At 57.9% G+C, this 527-nt stretch carries 1 rRNA gene; it reads left to right on the plus strand.

The annotated features are described in order from the left end of the window. Positions 1–3: 3 nt before the first annotated feature. Positions 4–527 (plus strand): 16S ribosomal RNA (locus ACTF4R_RS21160); the annotation flags it as partial.

Genomic DNA, 527 nt, shown 5'->3' on the forward strand with positions numbered 1-527 from the left:
ACCATTCCGGTTGATCCTGCCGGAGGCCATTGCTATCGGAGTTCGATTTAGCCATGCTAGTCGCACGAGTTCACACTCGTGGCGGATAGCTCAGTAACACGTGGCCAAACTACCCTATGGATCGGGATAACCTCGGGAAACTGAGGCTAATCCCGAATACGGCTCTCACGCTGGAATGCGGAGAGCTCGAAACGCTCAGGCGCCATAGGATGTGGCTGCGGCCGATTAGGTAGACGGTGGGGTAACGGCCCACCGTGCCGATAATCGGTACGGGTTGTGAGAGCAAGAGCCCGGAGATGGATTCTGAGACAAGAATCCAGGCCCTACGGGGCGCAGCAGGCGCGAAAACTTTACACTGCACGACAGTGCGATAAGGGAACTCCGAGTGCGAGGGCATATCGTCCTCGCTTTTCTGAACCGTAAGGTGGTTCAGGAACAAGGGCTGGGCAAGACCGGTGCCAGCCGCCGCGGTAATACCGGCAGCCCGAGTGATGGCCGCTATTATTGGGCCTAAAGCGTCCGTAGCC

The organism is Halomicrococcus pelagicus (assembly GCF_051917725.1).
Lineage (GTDB): Archaea > Halobacteriota > Halobacteria > Halobacteriales > Haladaptataceae > Halomicrococcus.